The 15516-nt window shown below is 63.9% G+C and carries 12 protein-coding genes; 10 read left to right on the forward strand and 2 right to left on the reverse strand.

What is annotated here, in order from left to right:
• Positions 1-12 precede the first annotated feature (12 nt).
• The 6 genes from pgmG to BV95_RS07870 all read left to right on the forward strand — a co-directional run bounded on the left by pgmG (position 13) and on the right by BV95_RS07870 (position 8304).
• Positions 13-1395 carry a phosphoglucomutase/phosphomannomutase PgmG gene (pgmG, locus tag BV95_RS07845; protein ID WP_037449690.1) on the forward strand — a complete coding sequence of 461 codons (1383 nt, stop codon included), beginning with the start codon at positions 13-15 and terminating at the stop codon, positions 1393-1395.
• Between the two features lie 413 nt (positions 1396-1808).
• Entirely contained in the window at positions 1809-3113 is a 1305-nt protein-coding gene (locus tag BV95_RS07850) for an OmpP1/FadL family transporter (protein ID WP_037449693.1), read from the forward strand.
• A gap of 51 nt (positions 3114-3164) precedes the next feature.
• Positions 3165-4325 carry a flavodoxin-dependent (E)-4-hydroxy-3-methylbut-2-enyl-diphosphate synthase gene (gene ispG, locus BV95_RS07855; protein ID WP_037449696.1) on the forward strand — a complete coding sequence of 387 codons (1161 nt, stop codon included), beginning with the start codon at positions 3165-3167 and terminating at the stop codon, positions 4323-4325.
• A gap of 16 nt (positions 4326-4341) precedes the next feature.
• Positions 4342-5250: a DMT family transporter gene (locus BV95_RS07860; RefSeq protein WP_037449699.1), complete on the forward strand. Its 909-nt coding sequence runs from the start codon at positions 4342-4344 to the stop codon at positions 5248-5250.
• Between the two features lie 10 nt (positions 5251-5260).
• Complete coding sequence (locus tag BV95_RS07865) at positions 5261-5752, forward strand: GNAT family N-acetyltransferase (protein ID WP_037449702.1); 492 nt, start codon at positions 5261-5263, stop codon at positions 5750-5752.
• A gap of 230 nt (positions 5753-5982) precedes the next feature.
• On the forward strand, positions 5983-8304 hold the full coding sequence (locus tag BV95_RS07870; RefSeq protein WP_037449864.1) for an FtsK/SpoIIIE family DNA translocase: 2322 nt from the start codon (positions 5983-5985) through the stop codon (positions 8302-8304).
• 300 nt (positions 8305-8604) lie between these two features.
• Here the strand turns inward: BV95_RS07870 and BV95_RS23490 are convergent, their stop codons facing one another.
• A complete protein-coding gene (locus tag BV95_RS23490; protein ID WP_156028612.1) occupies positions 8605-8895 on the reverse strand; it encodes a hypothetical protein in 291 nt (96 codons plus the stop codon).
• A gap of 357 nt (positions 8896-9252) precedes the next feature.
• On the opposite strand from BV95_RS23490, the gene BV95_RS07875 reads away from it, so the two are divergent.
• The 4 genes from BV95_RS07875 (at position 9253) to BV95_RS07890 (ending at position 12643) form a co-directional block, all read left to right on the forward strand.
• Positions 9253-9906, forward strand: coding sequence for a LolA family protein (locus BV95_RS07875; RefSeq protein ID WP_037449705.1), 654 nt, complete (start codon positions 9253-9255; stop codon positions 9904-9906).
• Positions 9907-10290: 384 nt separating this feature from the next.
• Positions 10291-11088 (forward strand): exodeoxyribonuclease III, encoded by a 798-nt coding sequence (xth, locus tag BV95_RS07880; RefSeq protein ID WP_037449708.1) that lies wholly within the window; start codon positions 10291-10293, stop codon positions 11086-11088.
• The gene (ribA, locus tag BV95_RS07885) at positions 11088-12146 is read left to right on the forward strand and encodes a GTP cyclohydrolase II (RefSeq protein ID WP_037449709.1); all 1059 of its coding nucleotides are present in this window, start codon (positions 11088-11090) and stop codon (positions 12144-12146) included. The genes xth and ribA overlap by 1 nt, the downstream gene beginning before the upstream one ends.
• A complete protein-coding gene (locus BV95_RS07890) occupies positions 12143-12643 on the forward strand; it encodes a L,D-transpeptidase family protein (RefSeq protein WP_037449712.1) in 501 nt (166 codons plus the stop codon). Before ribA ends, BV95_RS07890 begins: the two co-directional genes overlap by 4 nt.
• A 105-nt stretch (positions 12644-12748) precedes the next feature.
• Here BV95_RS07890 and BV95_RS07895 read toward each other — a convergent pair whose 3' ends face one another.
• Positions 12749-15508, reverse strand: coding sequence for a [protein-PII] uridylyltransferase (locus BV95_RS07895; protein WP_037449715.1), 2760 nt, complete (start codon positions 15506-15508; stop codon positions 12749-12751).
• Positions 15509-15516: the final 8 nt, after the last annotated feature.

A 15516-nucleotide genomic window follows, 5' to 3' on the forward strand; every position in this document is an offset into this window, starting at 1 on the left:
GGAGAGGATGCCATGGCCCATCGCTTTCATCCCACGCTGCTGCGCGAATATGACATTCGCGGGGTGGTCGGCCGGACGCTGGGCGAGGCGGACGCCTATGCCGTGGGCCGCAGCTTTGGAACGATTGTCAGGCGCCGGGGGAGCGGTCGGACGCGCGGATCAAGGGTCGCGGTCGGCTATGACGGGCGGCTGAGTTCCCCGGCGCTGGAACAGGCGGTCGTGCAGGGCCTTCAGGATTCCGGAACCGATGTCGCGCGCATAGGCCTCGGCCCGACGCCCATGCTCTATTATGCCGAAGCGGTGCTCGACGTTGATGGCGGCATTCAGATAACCGGCAGCCACAATCCCTCCGATCATAACGGCTTCAAGCTGGTATTTCAGCATGGGGCTTTTTTTGGCCCGGACATCGCGAATCTGGGCGTCATGGCGGGGACGGGCGACTGGAGCGAAGGCAGCGGCGGAGTCGAGAGCGTCGACATCATGGACCGCTACGCCGCCCGGCTGGTGGAAGGATTCGACGGCGCCGCCTGGCGCATCGGATGGGACGCGGGCAATGGCGCGGCGGGGCCGGTGGTGGATAAGCTCGTCAAGCTCCTGCCAGGTGAGCATCATGTGCTTTTCACCCAGATAGACGGACATTTTCCCCATCATCACCCCGATCCCACTGTCGAGGCCAATCTGGCGGAGCTGAAGGCGCTTGTCCGCGCAAAGAAGCTCGATTTCGGACTGGCTTTCGACGGCGACGGCGACCGCATCGGCGTGATCGACGGCAAGGGGCGGGTGATCTGGGGCGACCAGTTGCTCGGCATCTTCGCCGAACTGGTGTTGAAGGACCGGCCGAACGCCACGGTCGTCGCCGACGTGAAGGCCAGTCAGGCCCTGTTCGACCGCATTTCGGCCTTGGGGGGCAAGCCGCTGATGTGGAAGACGGGCCACAGCCTCATCAAGTCCAAAATGAAGGAAATTGGCGCTCCGCTGGGCGGCGAGATGACCGGCCATATCTTCTTCGCGGACGAATATTATGGTTTCGACGATGCGCTTTATGCCGCGGTGCGGCTTATCCGGGGTCTGACGCGGCTACGCCGGAGCGTCACCGGCCTGCGCGACGAGATGCCGGAAATGGCCAATACGCCGGAAATCCGCTTCCCGGTGGACGAAAGCCGCAAATTCGCCGTGGTGGAGGAAGTGCGCGCCCGGTTGCTGGCGGCGGGCGCGAGGGTCGACCAGACCGACGGGCTGCGCGTCACCACGGCCGATGGCTGGTGGTTGCTGCGCGCCTCCAACACGCAGGATTCGCTGGTGGCGCGAGCGGAAGCGAAGGATGCGGCCTCCTTGACGCGACTGATCGCGGCCATCGATGCGCAATTGGCCGATTCGGGCGTGATTCGGTCTTGAAAGGCCCTTCGGTCTCCGAACGGACAGCCGAAATGCCCTGATGGGACGCCGGTTTTCCTTTACGGAAATCGGACAAAAGCGTGACGATTGCATGAAACGCAATCGGCGGTCCGCTTTTCGCATTTGCGGAAATCGTCGCTGCACTGCAAAAGGAAAAGGCCTTTCAGGCATCCTCTCCTAAAACTTTCAAGCCGTCCCTTGGGGCGGCTTTTTTTTGCTTTTTTTACGGCGCGGTTTTCGCTTCATGCCGTAACGTCGTTGCGCATTCCGCCGCCCGGCCTGCCGAAACCCATGCAAATTAGGGCTTTTCGAACGATTATTTAACCATAATGCTCATAGGGACATGGCCCATGGGGGATCATTCTCCGGGGAAAGCCATTTTGCCCAGATCGAGTTTCAGGAGTGGAATCATCATGCCTTTGCGTCGTCCCGTCATTGCCAGCCTCCTGCTATCGGGCGCGTTGGCAGCGCCTGTTCCGGCTTTCGCGGGCGGATTCTATTTGCAGGAACAGTCGCCCAAGGAAACCGGACGCGCTCTTGCGGGCGCGGGCGCGGCGGCGGACGATCCGTCCACCGTCTATTTCAACCCCGCCGCTATGACCGAATTGCCGGGCATTCAGACCTCCATCGGCGGCATCGCGCTGTTTGCGTCGGCGCATCAGGCCAATCGCGGCACCTATCGCACCGTTCCGACCCTGCCCGGCGCGCGTGTGCCGGTGACGGGCAATGACGGCGGACAGCCGTTCGAAAAGGTCATTCCCATCCCCAGCTTCTATGTGACCGCGCAAGCGACGGACCGGCTGTGGCTGGGCCTGGGCGTCAATGCGCCGTTCGGGTTGAAGCTGGATTATGACGACGGCTTTTTCGGCCGCTATGACTCGATCTACACCAACCTCAAAACCTATAACATCCAGCCCAGCGCCGCTTATAAGCTCAATGACAATTTCTCGGTCGGCGGCGGCGTGGACGTGCAATATGTGAAGGCGACGCTGACCAATGCCCTGCCGCAGCTTTCGCCCCTGGCACCTGCCGACGGTTTCGCCCGGCTGAAGGGCGACGACTGGACGGTCGGCTGGAATGCGGGCCTGTTCTACACCAACGGCACCACCAATGTCGGGGTCTCCTACCGTTCGGGCATCAATCACAAGCTGATCGGCACGCAGGCCATTTCCGGCCTTCTGGGTCCGATAGCCTCAGCCAACGGCACGCTGGCCGCTTCCGCGCCGCTCGACCTGCCCGATGTCGTCACGGTCGGTTTCATGCACAGGCTGACGCCCAGGCTGCGCGCCATGATCAGCGGCCGCTGGTACAACTGGTCGAAGTTCAAGGGCATCGCCATCACCTCCGCCGCCGGGACCAGCAACAAGGAACTGGATTACAAGGACAGCTACAGCGTCAGCCTGGGCGGCGAATATGACGTCAGCCCGGCCCTGACCCTGCGCGCCGGAACGATGTTCGACCGGTCGCCCACCAATCCGCAGCATCTGACGACCCGCGTGCCGGACGGCGACCGCACCTGGCTGTCGGCCGGCGCGACCTATAATATCTCGCCCGCCTTTGCGCTGAACCTCAGCTATGCCCATAATTTCGTGGAAAAGGCGAACATCATCCGTCCGGACAGCTATTATCCCGCGCCCGCGACGGTGACGGCGACCACCCTGTCGCAGACCAGCGGCAATGCGGACCAGATCGGCGCGTCGCTCACCGCACGCTTCTAAAGCTCGTCGTAAATCCCTATAGGGGCTCCATCATCACGGAGCCCCTTTTTCATGTCCGACCATAATCCCGGCCTGCGTCCCTGGCGCGACATCGCCCGTCGCCAAAGCCGCCAGATCATGGTCGGCAACGTTCCCGTCGGCGGCGGCGCGCCGGTCACGGTGCAGACCATGACCAACACGCCGACCGACGACGTCAGGGCGACCGTCGACCAGATTCGCCGCTGCGAGGAGGTGGGCGTGGACATCGTCCGCGTCTCCTGCCCCGACGAGGCGTCTACCGCAGCGCTCAAGCAGATCGTCCGCGCCGCCCGCGTCCCCATCGTCGCGGACATTCATTTCCACTATAAGCGCGCGCTGGAAGCCGCTGATGCGGGCGCGGCCTGTCTGCGCATCAACCCCGGCAATATCGGCAGCGAAGCGCGGGTGAAGGAAGTGGTCGACGCGGCCAAGGCCAATGGCTGCTCGATCCGCATCGGCGTCAATGCGGGCAGTCTGGAAAAGGATCTGCTCGAAAAATATGGCGAGCCTTGTCCGGAGGCTTTGGTCGAAAGCGCGCTCGACCATATCAAGCTGCTCCAGGATCAGGATTTCCACGACTATAAGGTGGCGGTGAAGGCGAGCGATGTCTTCCTGGCCGTCGCCGCCTATATGCAATTGGCCGAAGCGGTGGATTGCCCGCTGCATCTGGGCATTACCGAGGCGGGCGGCCTGATCGGCGGCACGGTGAAGAGCGCCATCGGCATCGGCAACCTGCTCTGGGCGGGGATTGGCGACACGATCCGCGTCTCCCTCTCCGCCGAGCCGGAGGAGGAAGTGCGGGTCGGTTACGAAATATTGAAGTCGCTCGGCATCCGCACGCGGGGCGTGAAGGTCATTTCCTGCCCCAGTTGCGCCCGTCAGGGATTCGACGTGATCCGCACGGTGCAGGCGCTGGAGGAACGGCTCCAGCATATCCACACGCCGCTTTCGCTGTCCGTGCTGGGCTGCGTGGTGAACGGCCCCGGCGAGGCGCGGGAAACCGACATCGGCCTGACCGGCGGCGGCGCGGGCAAGCATATGGTGTATCTGTCCGGCCTGACCGATCATACGGTGCAGGACGAGGGGATGATCGACCATATCGTCAGCCTGGTCGAAGCCAAAGCGGCGGAGATCGAAGCGGCGAAGTTGGAAGCCGAAACCACCGACGCCGGGAAGGCGGAAGCGGCGGAATAAGTCGCTTCTCACCCCTATGACAGCGCCCCGTTCCCTCGCCCTTCCCTTTGCCGTCTGCTGCCTGGGGGTCGCGCTGTTTTCCGTGATGGATGCAGCGATGAAGGGTTTGAGCCTTTCCATCGGCCTGTTCGACGCGCTGTTCTGGCGCGCCGTGGCGGGCAGCCTGCTGGGGCTGGCGCTGATGCTGCTGACCCGGCAGCGCTGGCCGAACCGGGCGGTGCTGCGGCTGCACATGTTGCGCGGGACGGTGGTGGCGGCGATGGCCAGCCTGTTCTTCTGGGCGCTCATGCGGATGCCGCTGGCCGAAGCCATTGCCCTGTCCTTCGTCGCACCGCTGGTCGCGCTCTATCTTGCCGCGCTGCTGCTGAAGGAAAGGATCGGGCGGCAGGCCATCGGCGCGTCGCTGCTGGGGCTGGTCGGCGTCGCGGTCATCCTGTCCGGGCGGTTGCGGGGCGATTATGACGCCGACGCATTGCTGGGCGCGGGGGCGGTGCTGGTTTCGGCGGTGTTGTTCGCCTGGAACCTCATCCTCCAGCGGCAGCAGGCGCAACTGGCATCCCCCATAGAGGTCGCCTTCTTCCAGCATGTCGTGATGTTGGGCGTATTCGCGCTTTTCGCCGGGGCCGTCCAACGGATGCCGGTCGTGCCTCAGGCCGAGTCATGGGCGTTGGTCGTCCTGTCCGCGACCCTTGCCTTCACCTCTCTGGCGGCGCTGGCCTGGGCCTATGCGCGGGCAGAGGCACAGGTGCTGATCCCGGTGGAATATACCGCCTTCCTATGGGCCGCGATCATCGGCTGGCTGGTCTTTGGCGACCGGCTGACGCTGACGACGGTGGTCGGCGCGCTGCTGATCGTGGTCGGATGCCTGATCGCGTCCCGCACCGGCCCGGCCGATCCGCCGCATGTCGAACCGTCCGTCGCCTGAAAGGAAAAGCATGTCCGTCACCATCCGCGAGGCCGTTCCCGCCGACATCGGTTCAATTCACCACTTCATTCTTGCATTGGCCGATTATGAAAAGCTGTCGCATGAGGTGAAGGCCGACCGCGCCAGCTTGGACAAATATCTGTTCGGCCAGCGCCCCATGGCCGAGGTGTTGATCGCGGAACATGACGGGGAGGCCATCGGCTTTGCCCTCTTCTTCCACAATTTCTCCACCTTCGAGGGACGGCCGGGAATTTATCTGGAGGATCTGTTCGTCATCCCCGAAGCGCGGGGTCTGGGCGCGGGCAAGGCGCTGCTCTCCCGCCTCGCGCAACTGGCGCTGGAGCGGGATTGCGCCCGGCTGGAATGGTGGGTGCTGGACTGGAACGAGCCGTCCATCGCCTTCTACCGGTCGCTGGGGGCGCGGCCGATGGAAGAATGGACGGTGCAGCGCGTCGACGGCGAAGCGCTCAGCGCCCTCGCGTCAATGCATCCTGCACGCTGACGCCCAGCAGCACGGCGGTGAATGCGCTCAGCGCGATGACGACAAGGGTGGGATAGAAGGTAGCGATCATGGCGAAGTCTCCTTTCGCCGGACTTTTGGGCTGACCGCCCGCCCGCCGACATACGGAATGTTACGGAGTCGGCGGGACGAGCCGAGGGGCGGAAGTCTTGACGGGGACTCCCCGCTCGGCGCATTGTCCCCGGACGGAACATTTGGGGGACATGGAGGCCATGGCTGTCAGCCGCGGAGCCAAACGCGCGCCGGAATGGCGCGAAATGCTGAAACGCAGCCTGATCCGCAGCGGCGCGCTGATCGGATCGATCGCGCTGTTGCTGGCGACCCTGTTCCTCGCTTTGGCGCTGCTCAGCTATCAGCCGAGCGATCCGTCGATGAACACGGTCGCAGGCGATCATGTGCAGAATATCATGCAGGCCCCCGGCGCATGGATCGCGGATTTCCTGCTGTGGCTGCTGGGCGTGCCGGTGGCCTTGGTGTTGCCGTTGATGGCGATCACCGCCCGGCGGCTGTGGGGCGACCAGGATATGAGCGGGTGGAAGGGGCAGTTCGGCAAATGCTTTGCCGGTATCGCGCTGCTGGGCATTGCGCTGGCGCTGTTCCAGACCAATCCGCTGGTGGGCCTGCCTGCCGGATGGGGCGGCATCATCGCGCTGGTGACGGCGCGGGGCGTTGCCAGCCTGACCGCGCAATTGCCCGCCGCACAGGGGTGGATCACCGGCATCCTGATCGTGCTGACGCTGATCGCGGGCACTGCCCTCTGGTACCGCAGCCTGGCGCTGGAAAAGCCGATCATTGCGTTGCGCAGGCCTTCCCTGCCGCGCCTCAGCCTGCCCAAGCCGACATTCGCTCTGGCCGGTCCCGCGCCGGTTGTCGACGCGGATGAGGAGGATGATGTTTTCGAGCGGGTCGCCACGCCGCGCAAGACCGTCTCCAATGAACCCAAGCCGCCGATCAACATCCAGACGCCCAAGCCCGCGCCGGTGCAGCGCGCCATGGCCCCGGTGTCGCAGGACGATCTGTTCGGCCACAGCTCCCTGCCCTCGCCCGACCTGCTGAACCCGATTCCAGCGAGCCAGGGCGCGAAGATCGACAAGGCGGCGCTGGAACGCAATGCGCGCCTGCTGGAAAGCGTGCTCGACGACTTCCATGTGAAGGGCAATATCGTCGAGGTCCGCCCCGGCCCGGTCGTTACCATGTACGAACTGGAGCCTGCGCCCGGCATCAAGGCGAGCCGCGTGATCGCTCTGGCCGACGATATCGCCCGCAACATGTCGGCGCTTTCCGCCCGCGTAGCGACGATTCCGGGGCGCACGGTGATCGGCATCGAACTGCCCAATGCGAACCGGGAGGGCGTGTCCTTTCGCGAACTCATCACCAGCGAGCAGTTCGGGGCGGAGGCGACGCTGCCGATCATCCTGGGCAAGAATATCTCCGGCGAGCCGATCATCGCCGACCTTGCGCCCATGCCGCATCTGCTGATCGCGGGCACGACGGGTTCGGGCAAGTCGGTCGGGCTGAACGCGATGATCCTGTCGCTGCTCTATCGCATGACGCCGGACCAGTTGCGGCTGATCATGATCGATCCGAAGATGCTGGAACTGTCGACCTATGACGATATTCCGCATCTGCTTTCGCCGGTCGTGACGGAGCCTGCCAAGGCGATCCGGGCACTCAAATGGGCGGTGGAGCAGATGGAGGACCGCTATCGCATGATGGCGTCGATTTCCGTCCGCAACCTCGCCAATTACAATGAGAAGGTCCGGGCCGCGAAGGCCAAGGGCAAGCCGCTCGGCCGCCGGGTGCAGACCGGCTACGATCCCGAAACCGGCAAGCCGATTTATGAGGAGGAGCAACTGGATTTCCAGCCGCTGCCCCAGATCGTGGTGGTGGTGGACGAGCTGGCCGACCTGATGATGACGGCGGGCAAGGAAGTCGAATTCCTGATCCAGCGGCTGGCGCAAAAGGCGCGTGCGGCGGGCATCCACCTGATCCTCGCGACGCAGCGTCCGTCCGTCGACGTCATTACCGGCGTCATCAAGGCGAACCTGCCGACCCGCATCAGCTTCTTTGTTACGTCGAAAATCGACAGCCGCACGATTTTGGGCGAGCAGGGGGCCGAGCAACTGCTTGGCAAGGGCGACATGCTCTACATGCATGGCGGTAAGGGGCTGATGCGCGTCCATGGTCCCTTCGTGTCGGACGATGAGGTGCGCGTGGTGGCGGATCACTGGCGCGCTCAGGGCCAGCCCGACTATATCGCCGCCGTTACCGAGGAGCCGGAGGAAGGCAGCTTCGCGCTCGATGGGGTGGATTTGGGCGATGACAGCCCGGATGCGCAGCTTTTCCGCAAGGCCTGCCAGTTGGTGTTCGAAAATCAGAAGGCGTCGACCAGTTGGCTCCAGCGGCAATTGCGCGTCGGCTATAACAGCGCCGCCCGTCTGATCGAGCAGATGGAGGAACAGGGGCTGGTGGGTCCGCCCAACCATGTCGGCCGCCGCGAAGTGCTGCGGGATGAGAGCGGGAATCCGCTTTAGGGCGGACGCTAAATCCTCCCTACGCGTAGCGTGGGGAGGGGGACCGTTCGCGAAGCGAATGGTGGAGGGGAAATACGCAGGTCGCGCCCCATTCCCCTCCACCAGCCTTCGGCCGGTCCCCCTCCCCATCTCTCGATGGGGAGGAACAAGATAGGTCGGCTTTTCTGCCATTACGCGCCCCCCGTCCGGACCACTGCTCACGGAAAAATTTTCATTTGGGCTGATGCGGAAAAGTCACTGCCCATTTCGCTCTGAAACGGGTTTTTGCGTGGGCGTCGGGGCTGTTATACGACCGCAAGATTATGAAGCGGCTCCGAAAATCCCTGTTTTCCAACGTTGATTGCGTTTCATGCAATCGTCATTCGGTTCTTCGCATTTGCGGCGGGGCGCGATTTGGCCGAAGAGGGCCCTGCCTTTCAGGCATCCTCTCCTAAAAACTTTCAGGCTGGTCTTCGGATCAGCCTTTTTTTTGTCGTCGAGCCCGGCTAAGCAGAAGCCGCTCACCGCAGCGCCTAAAAAATAAATTGGGAGAGGGGCCGCCGGAAAGACCGGCACTGGCGAAGCGGAAGCAGAGGGGGATTGAGCGGCCATGCCGCTCTCCCCCTTCCCGTTTTCATTTTCCGATATGGCTGGGATTGGGCATTAATTGTCATTAATTCCTCCCTGCGCGTAGCGTGGGGAGGGGGACCGGCCGCAGGCTGGTGGAGGGGAAATGGCGTGACCTGCGCATTTTCCCCTCCGTCAGCGCTTCGCGCTGCCACCTCCCCATCTTCCGATGGGGAGGAATAGGATGGGTCCGCTTCCTTCCCAAACCGGGCTACGACGTCGCCGGACCCAACTATATCGAAGCAAACAGCCAATTCGTTGCACCCAAGGAACGAGTGGGTTCACAGCGGGTTCAAGCCCTGCCACCTAGACACTTCATCCTGAACAACCGGAGATGATTGCATGAAGCGCATGTTTGCGCCCGCCACCCTGACGTTGGCTGCCCTGACCCTGGTTGCGGTGTCTGTCGCCGTGCCGATGATGCCGGCGGCCGCGCAGGCGGACCAGTCCGACCTGTCCAGGGTCAACGCCTATATTCGCGCCGTCACCACCATGACCGCCGACTTTGCCCAGACCGACCGCAACGGCCAGACGCTGACCGGCCAGCTTACGATCAAGCAGCCGGGCAAGATTCGTTTCCAATATCAGAAGGGCGTGCCGCTGCTGATCGTGGGCGACGGCAAGGCGCTGACCATGATCGACTATGAAGTGCGGCAGGTGCAGCGCTGGCCGATCGGCAATTCGCCGCTGGGCGCGCTGATCGACCCGTCGAAAGACCTGTCGAAATTCGGCAAGGTGATCCAGACTGGAGATCCGACCGTTCTGTCCGTTCAGGCGCGCGATCCCAAGCGGCCGGAATATGGCACCATCACCATGATCTTCAAACGCGACGCGGGAAGTCCGGCGGGTTTGCAGCTTTACGGTTGGGTGGCGCTGGATTCGCAGAACAACCGGACGGCGGTGAAACTGTCGAATCAGCGCTACGGCGTGCCGGTGGCCGATTCCGCCTTTCGTTGGACCGATCCCCGGCCCAAGGGGCGGGCATCGGGCGGCTAAACGAGCGACAGGTGCGACGGGCCGAGAAGTTTTCAGAACCGTTCATCTGAGGCTCATATCCCGGCCCCTAAAAAGAACTCCACGGCGCGAGACAAGACCGGGATTTCCCCCCTGTTACCCGGACCCCGCTCTCGCCGCAAAGCGCTTCAAGGGCGCGATCGAGGCCCCCGTTCCATGCCCCCGGAGCGGGGGTCTTTTTGTGATGGGCCGTAATTTGCCCCAGGGAGGGCTGCAAAGGGCAGATTTCTGCGCTTCCGGTGCTCACGACCTTGAAGGTCGCTGCGCGCCGGTTCTCGAAATCTACCCTTTTCGCTCCACCCTGAGCCAAATTCCAACCCATCACGGGTGCTTGCACGTGACTGCGGACATCCCTAGTGGATCAGCATGTCTCAGACGCTCAGCATCGCTTCCTGGAATATCAATAGTGTCCGTGCCCGGCTCGACATTGTGGAACGCTTTCTGACTGAGGAAGCGCCGGACATACTTTGTCTTCAGGAAACCAAGGTGGTGAACGAGATTTTCCCCACCGCGATGTTCCGGCAACTGGGTTATGTCCATCAGGTGCTGAACGGCCAGCGGATGCACCATGGCGTGGCGATCATGTCCAGGGTGCCGATCCATGAGGACGACCGGTTCGACTGGCAGGCCAATGGCGAAGCGCGTCATGTCGGGGTGCGGCTGGATAACGGCGTCAGGATAGAGAATGTCTATGTCCCGGCCGGGGGCGATATCGCGGATCGGGAGGTGAATCCGAAATTCGGGCAGAAGCTCGATTTCCTGGAGCGGATGATCCAATGGTCCTCCGCGCTGGAGGACAAGCCGACCATATTGACCGGCGATTTCAACATCGCGCCGATGGAATGCGATGTGTGGAGCCACAAGCAGTTGCTGAACGTGGTCAGCCATACGCCCATCGAGTGCGAGATATTGGCGCGGTTGCAGGCGTCCAACGACTGGGTCGATATCGGCCGCCATTTCCACCCCGCGCCGCAGCGGCTCTACACCTGGTGGAGCTATCGCGCGAAGGATTGGGCGGAATCGGATCGCGGGCGGCGGCTGGACCATATGTGGATGACCAGGGACGTGGCGGGCAAGGCGATCGGCCATCGCGTGGTCGAACCGGCGCGCAACTGGGGCAAGCCGTCCGATCATATCCCGATCATCACGGAGTTCGCCTTCTGATGGGTGCGCGTGCTGCCGCTCGCGCCATCGATGCGCTGCGCCGGGGCTGGCCGGTGCGGGTGCAGGCCGCCGACGGCGTGTTGCGGCTGATGGCGGTGGAAGGGGCGGACGCGGTGACGCTGGCGGGATTCGACCCGGCGGCGAAGGCGGACATATTGATCTCCGCTGCACGAGCGCAGACGCTGAAGCTCGCCAACCAGATCGCGGCGGCCGATCCCGACATGCCGGTGCTGGTGGCGCGGGGGCCGTGGATTGACGCCGATGTGGCGACAGCGATTTCCGACCCGGTTCTGGACCTTGCCTCGCCGCTGAAGGGGCCGTTCATGGCGAAGGCGCTCGCCGCGCCGCTGGCGGCCAAGGCGGCGCTGCGGCTGGCGCGGCTGGCGGGAATATTGCCCGCCTATTTCGCGACGGTGGACGGCGATGTCGAGGCGGAGGTCGGGGCCGAGGATGTCGACGCCTATGACGATGCCGTGCATCTGGACATCGCGACGCGGGCGAGGCTGCCGGTATCGGCCAGCGAAACCGCCGAGATCGTCGCCTTCCGCAGCCCCGACGAACCGCGCGAGCATGTGGCGCTGATCGTCGGTCAGCGCGATTCATCGCCGCCGGTGATCCGGCTGCACAGCGAATGCCTGACCGGGGATGTTCTGGGGTCGCTGAAATGCGATTGCGGGCCGCAATTGCATGAAGCGCTGCATCAGATCGCGGATTCGACCTGGGGCATATTGCTCTATCTGCGGCAGGAAGGGCGGGGCATCGGCCTCGTCAACAAGCTGCGCGCCTATGCCTTGCAGGATCAGGGTTTCGATACGGTCGACGCCAATGTGCGGCTGGGCTTCGCCATCGATGCGCGGGATTTTTCCGTGGCGGCGCGGATGCTGGACCTGTTGGGCGTGGGGGAGGTAAGGCTGCTCACCAACAATCCCAACAAGGTGACGGGGCTGGAAGCGGCGGGAATCAGGGTGGCGGAGCGTCTGCCGATCATCCTGCCCGCCAATCCGCATAATGAACGCTATCTGGCGACCAAGCGGGACCGGACCGGGCATCAGCTATGAGCGTCGTCCGCGTCGATACCGGCGCGGGGCGTCTGACTTTCGGTGAGATCGAGATGGCCTGCGCCATCGGGCGGGGCGGTAGCTGCGCGGCTGTGGACAAGCGGGAAGGGGATGGCTGCACGCCGCTGGGCGTCTGGCCGATCCGGGGCGTGTTGCTGCGGCCGGGCAAGGTGGAGGCGGCGGGCATCCGCCTGCCGTGGCGCTGGGTGCGGGAGGGGGATGGCTGGTCCGACGATGGGGTCGATCCGGCTTATAACCGGCCGGTGCATTTGCCGCGTGCTTTTTCGGCGGAAAATCTGCTGCGGGACGATGATGCTTATGATGTGATCGCCGTGCTGGGGCATAATGACGCGCCGCCGGTGGCGGGGCAGGGGAGCGCGATCTTCTTCCACCTGTCCGAAGGGAGGACCACGGCCGGATGCGTGGCGGTGCAGCGGGCGGATATGCTGCGCCTGTTGCCGTTGCTGGCGCCGGGCGATGTGATGGAGATTATCTAAAAGGTTCGTCATTCCCGCGAAGGCGGGAATCCATTTCCTGACCGTCCACCAAGCACCTTCTTATGGGAGATGGATTCCCGCCTTCGCGGGAATGACGGCAGTCTGTTAAGCCCGCTCCAGTTCCGCCACCTCACCGCCCGCCGCTTCCAGCAGCCGCCGCTCCAGCGTTTGCAGCCGGGCCTTGCTCTCGATCTTTCCGGCCAGCAGGTCGGTGACGTAGAAAGTATCCACCGCCCGCTCGCCATAGGTGGCCACATGGGCGCTGTGGACCGTCACCTTCGACTGGAACAGCGCGTTGGCCAGGCTGAAGAGCAGCGCCGGGCGGTCCCGCGCATTCACCTCTATCACCGTGAACCGGTTCGACGCCTTGTTGTCGATCAGCACATTGGGTTCGATGCGAAACGCTTCGGCGCGAGTGCGGGGCAGGGGGCGCGCCTCCAGCCGTGTGATCATGCGGTGCCGGTTGGCCAGCGAATCCTCGATCGCCTTGCGGATGCGCGTCAACTGCTCCGGACTGTGGAAGGCGCCGCCCAGCGGGTCCTGCACCAGGAAATTGTCGATCGCCACGCCGTCCCGCGTCGTGTGGATGCGCGCGTCGATGATGTTGCCGCCCGCCAGATGGATGGCGCCTGCGATGCGGTAGAACAGGCCCGGATGGTCGGCGGCATAGACGGTCACCAGCGTCGCGCCGCGCTGCGGATAATATTGCGCGGCGATGGAGAGGGGGGAATCGCCCGCCTCCAATATATGCTGCGCATTGTGGATGAGGATGTCCTCCGGCTCCGCGATCCAGTAGCTTTGGGGCAGGCGCTTGCTGAGCTTCGCGAATTCCGCTTCCGACATGCCCATCGCCTGGCGCAGCGCCTGTTGTTTGTTCGTGACCCGCTCGCTGCGGCCCTTCTGCTTGTGGCCGAGGCGCAGCACTTCTTCGGCAGCCTCATAGAGATCGCCCAGCAACTGGCGTTTCCAACTGTTCCAGACGCCCGGCCCCACGGCACGGATGTCGACCACGGTCAGGCAAAGCAGCAACCGCAACCGCTCCGGGCTTTGCACCACGTCGACGAAATCGAGGATGGTCTTGTAATCGGCCAGATCGCGCTTGAAGGCGGTGGCCGACATCAGCAGATGGTGGCGCACCAGCCAGGACACGGTTTCCGTCTCCGCCGGGCTCAGGCCCAGGCGCGGGCAGAGATGGTCCGCCACTTCCGCGCCCAATATGCTGTGGTCGCCGCCCCGCCCCTTGGCGATGTCATGCAGCAGCACCGCGACATAGAGGACGCGGCGCGACACCAGCTTGCCCATCAGCTCCGCCGCCAATGGATGATCCTGATTCAGTTCGCCCTTTTCGATCCGCGCCAGCAGGCCGACAGCGCGGATCGTATGTTCGTCCACCGTATAATGGTGGTACATGTCGAACTGCATCTGCGCCACGACGCGGCGGAAATCGGGGATGAAGCGGCCGAACACGGTCGATTCGTTCATCCAGCGCAGCACCGTTTCCGGATCGCGGGGGGAGGTCAGCACCTCCATGAAGAAGGCGTTGGCGCGGGGATCGCGGCGTATCTTGGCGGTGATCAGGCTGGCGTCGCGGCTGGCGGCGCGCATGGCGCTGGGGTGGATGGCGAGGCCATGCTTGTCCGCCAAAGCGAAGATTTCCAGCAGCCGGACCGGGTCGTCCTGGAAGAACTGGTCGCTGGGCAGCGCCAGCCGTCCGCGATCCAGCACGAAACCGTCCAGCTTCTTGGGACGGCGGAAGAAGCTGGGGATATAGCGCCGCCCGCGCTCCGCCATCTGGTCGTCCAGATGGGCCAGGAACACGGCGGTCAGGTCGCCCACCGTCTTCGCGTTCAGGAAATAATAGCGCATGAACCGCTCGACGCCCGAACGCCCGGCGCGGCCGGTGAAATGCATGCGCGTGGCGGTTTCGAGTTGCAGGTCGAAGGTCAGCCGGTCCTCCGCCCGCCCGGTGATCATGTGCAGGTGGCAACGCACCGCCCAGAGGAAATCCTCCGCCTTCTGGAACTGGCGCAATTCGCTTTCGGTGAGCAGGCCGACATCGACCAGTTCCGCGACCGACTTCACCCGGTTCACATATTTGCCGATCCAGAACAAAGTGTGCAGGTCGCGCAGCCCGCCCTTGCCCTCCTTCACATTGGGTTCGACCACATAGCGGCTGTCGCCCATGCGCTTGTGCCGCTCGTCGCGCTCCTCCAGCTTTTCGGTGACGAAGGCGCGGGCCGTGCCCTGCATGATCTCGCTGTCGAAGCGGGCGGCGGTTTCCTCATAGAGCGCCCGGTCGCCCCAGATGTAGCGCGCCTCCAGCAGGGCGGTGCGCACGGTCAGGTCCGCCTTCGCCATGCGCATGGTTTCATCGATGGAACGGCTGGAGTGGCCGACCTTCAGCCCCAGATCCCACAGCGAATAGAGCATGGATTCGATGACCTGCTCGGTCCAGCCGGTGGGCTTCCACGGGGTGATGAAGCCGATGTCGACATCGCTATGCGGCGCCATTTCGCCCCGGCCATAGCCGCCCACCGCGATCAGCACGATCCGTTCGCCGGTGCTGCGATTGCCCGCCGGATAGAGATGGTGCGTCGTCGCGTCGTAGAGCAGGCGCAAAATCTGGTCGATCAGGAAGGCGAAGGCGGTCACCGCCTCCCGCCCGCGGGTCGGCTTCTGTCCGAGGCGGTGGGCGACATCCTCCCGCCCCGCGTCCAGCGCGTCCTTCAATTCCTTCACGATCAGGCCGCGCAGCTTGATCTGGTCGCCCCGATGCTCCTGCGCCAGGGCGGCGATGCTGTCGGAAATGGCGCGCCGGTCGATGATGGCGCGTCTGGACCCCAGTTTCGGAAATTGCATGACCATAGGGCTTA

Origin of the sequence: Sphingobium chlorophenolicum, from assembly GCF_000722875.1 — a bacterium.
Lineage (GTDB): Bacteria > Pseudomonadota > Alphaproteobacteria > Sphingomonadales > Sphingomonadaceae > Sphingobium > Sphingobium chlorophenolicum.

Bases quoted from the DNA above. Each gene is read 5' to 3' on its own strand.
- pgmG (WP_037449690.1), top strand. From the start codon at position 13: ATGGCCCATCGCTTTCATCCCACGCTGCTGCGCGAATATGACATTCGC.
- BV95_RS07850 (WP_037449693.1), top strand. From the start codon at position 1,809: ATGCCTTTGCGTCGTCCCGTCATTGCCAGCCTCCTGCTATCGGGCGCG.
- ispG (WP_037449696.1), top strand. From the start codon at position 3,165: ATGTCCGACCATAATCCCGGCCTGCGTCCCTGGCGCGACATCGCCCGT.
- BV95_RS07860 (WP_037449699.1), top strand. From the start codon at position 4,342: ATGACAGCGCCCCGTTCCCTCGCCCTTCCCTTTGCCGTCTGCTGCCTG.
- BV95_RS07865 (WP_037449702.1), top strand. From the start codon at position 5,261: ATGTCCGTCACCATCCGCGAGGCCGTTCCCGCCGACATCGGTTCAATT.
- BV95_RS07870 (WP_037449864.1), top strand. From the start codon at position 5,983: ATGGCTGTCAGCCGCGGAGCCAAACGCGCGCCGGAATGGCGCGAAATG.
- BV95_RS23490 (WP_156028612.1), bottom strand. From the start codon at position 8,895: ATGGCCGCTCAATCCCCCTCTGCTTCCGCTTCGCCAGTGCCGGTCTTT.
- BV95_RS07875 (WP_037449705.1), top strand. From the start codon at position 9,253: ATGAAGCGCATGTTTGCGCCCGCCACCCTGACGTTGGCTGCCCTGACC.
- xth (WP_037449708.1), top strand. From the start codon at position 10,291: ATGTCTCAGACGCTCAGCATCGCTTCCTGGAATATCAATAGTGTCCGT.
- ribA (WP_037449709.1), top strand. From the start codon at position 11,088: ATGGGTGCGCGTGCTGCCGCTCGCGCCATCGATGCGCTGCGCCGGGGC.
- BV95_RS07890 (WP_037449712.1), top strand. From the start codon at position 12,143: ATGAGCGTCGTCCGCGTCGATACCGGCGCGGGGCGTCTGACTTTCGGT.
- BV95_RS07895 (WP_037449715.1), bottom strand. From the start codon at position 15,508: ATGGTCATGCAATTTCCGAAACTGGGGTCCAGACGCGCCATCATCGAC.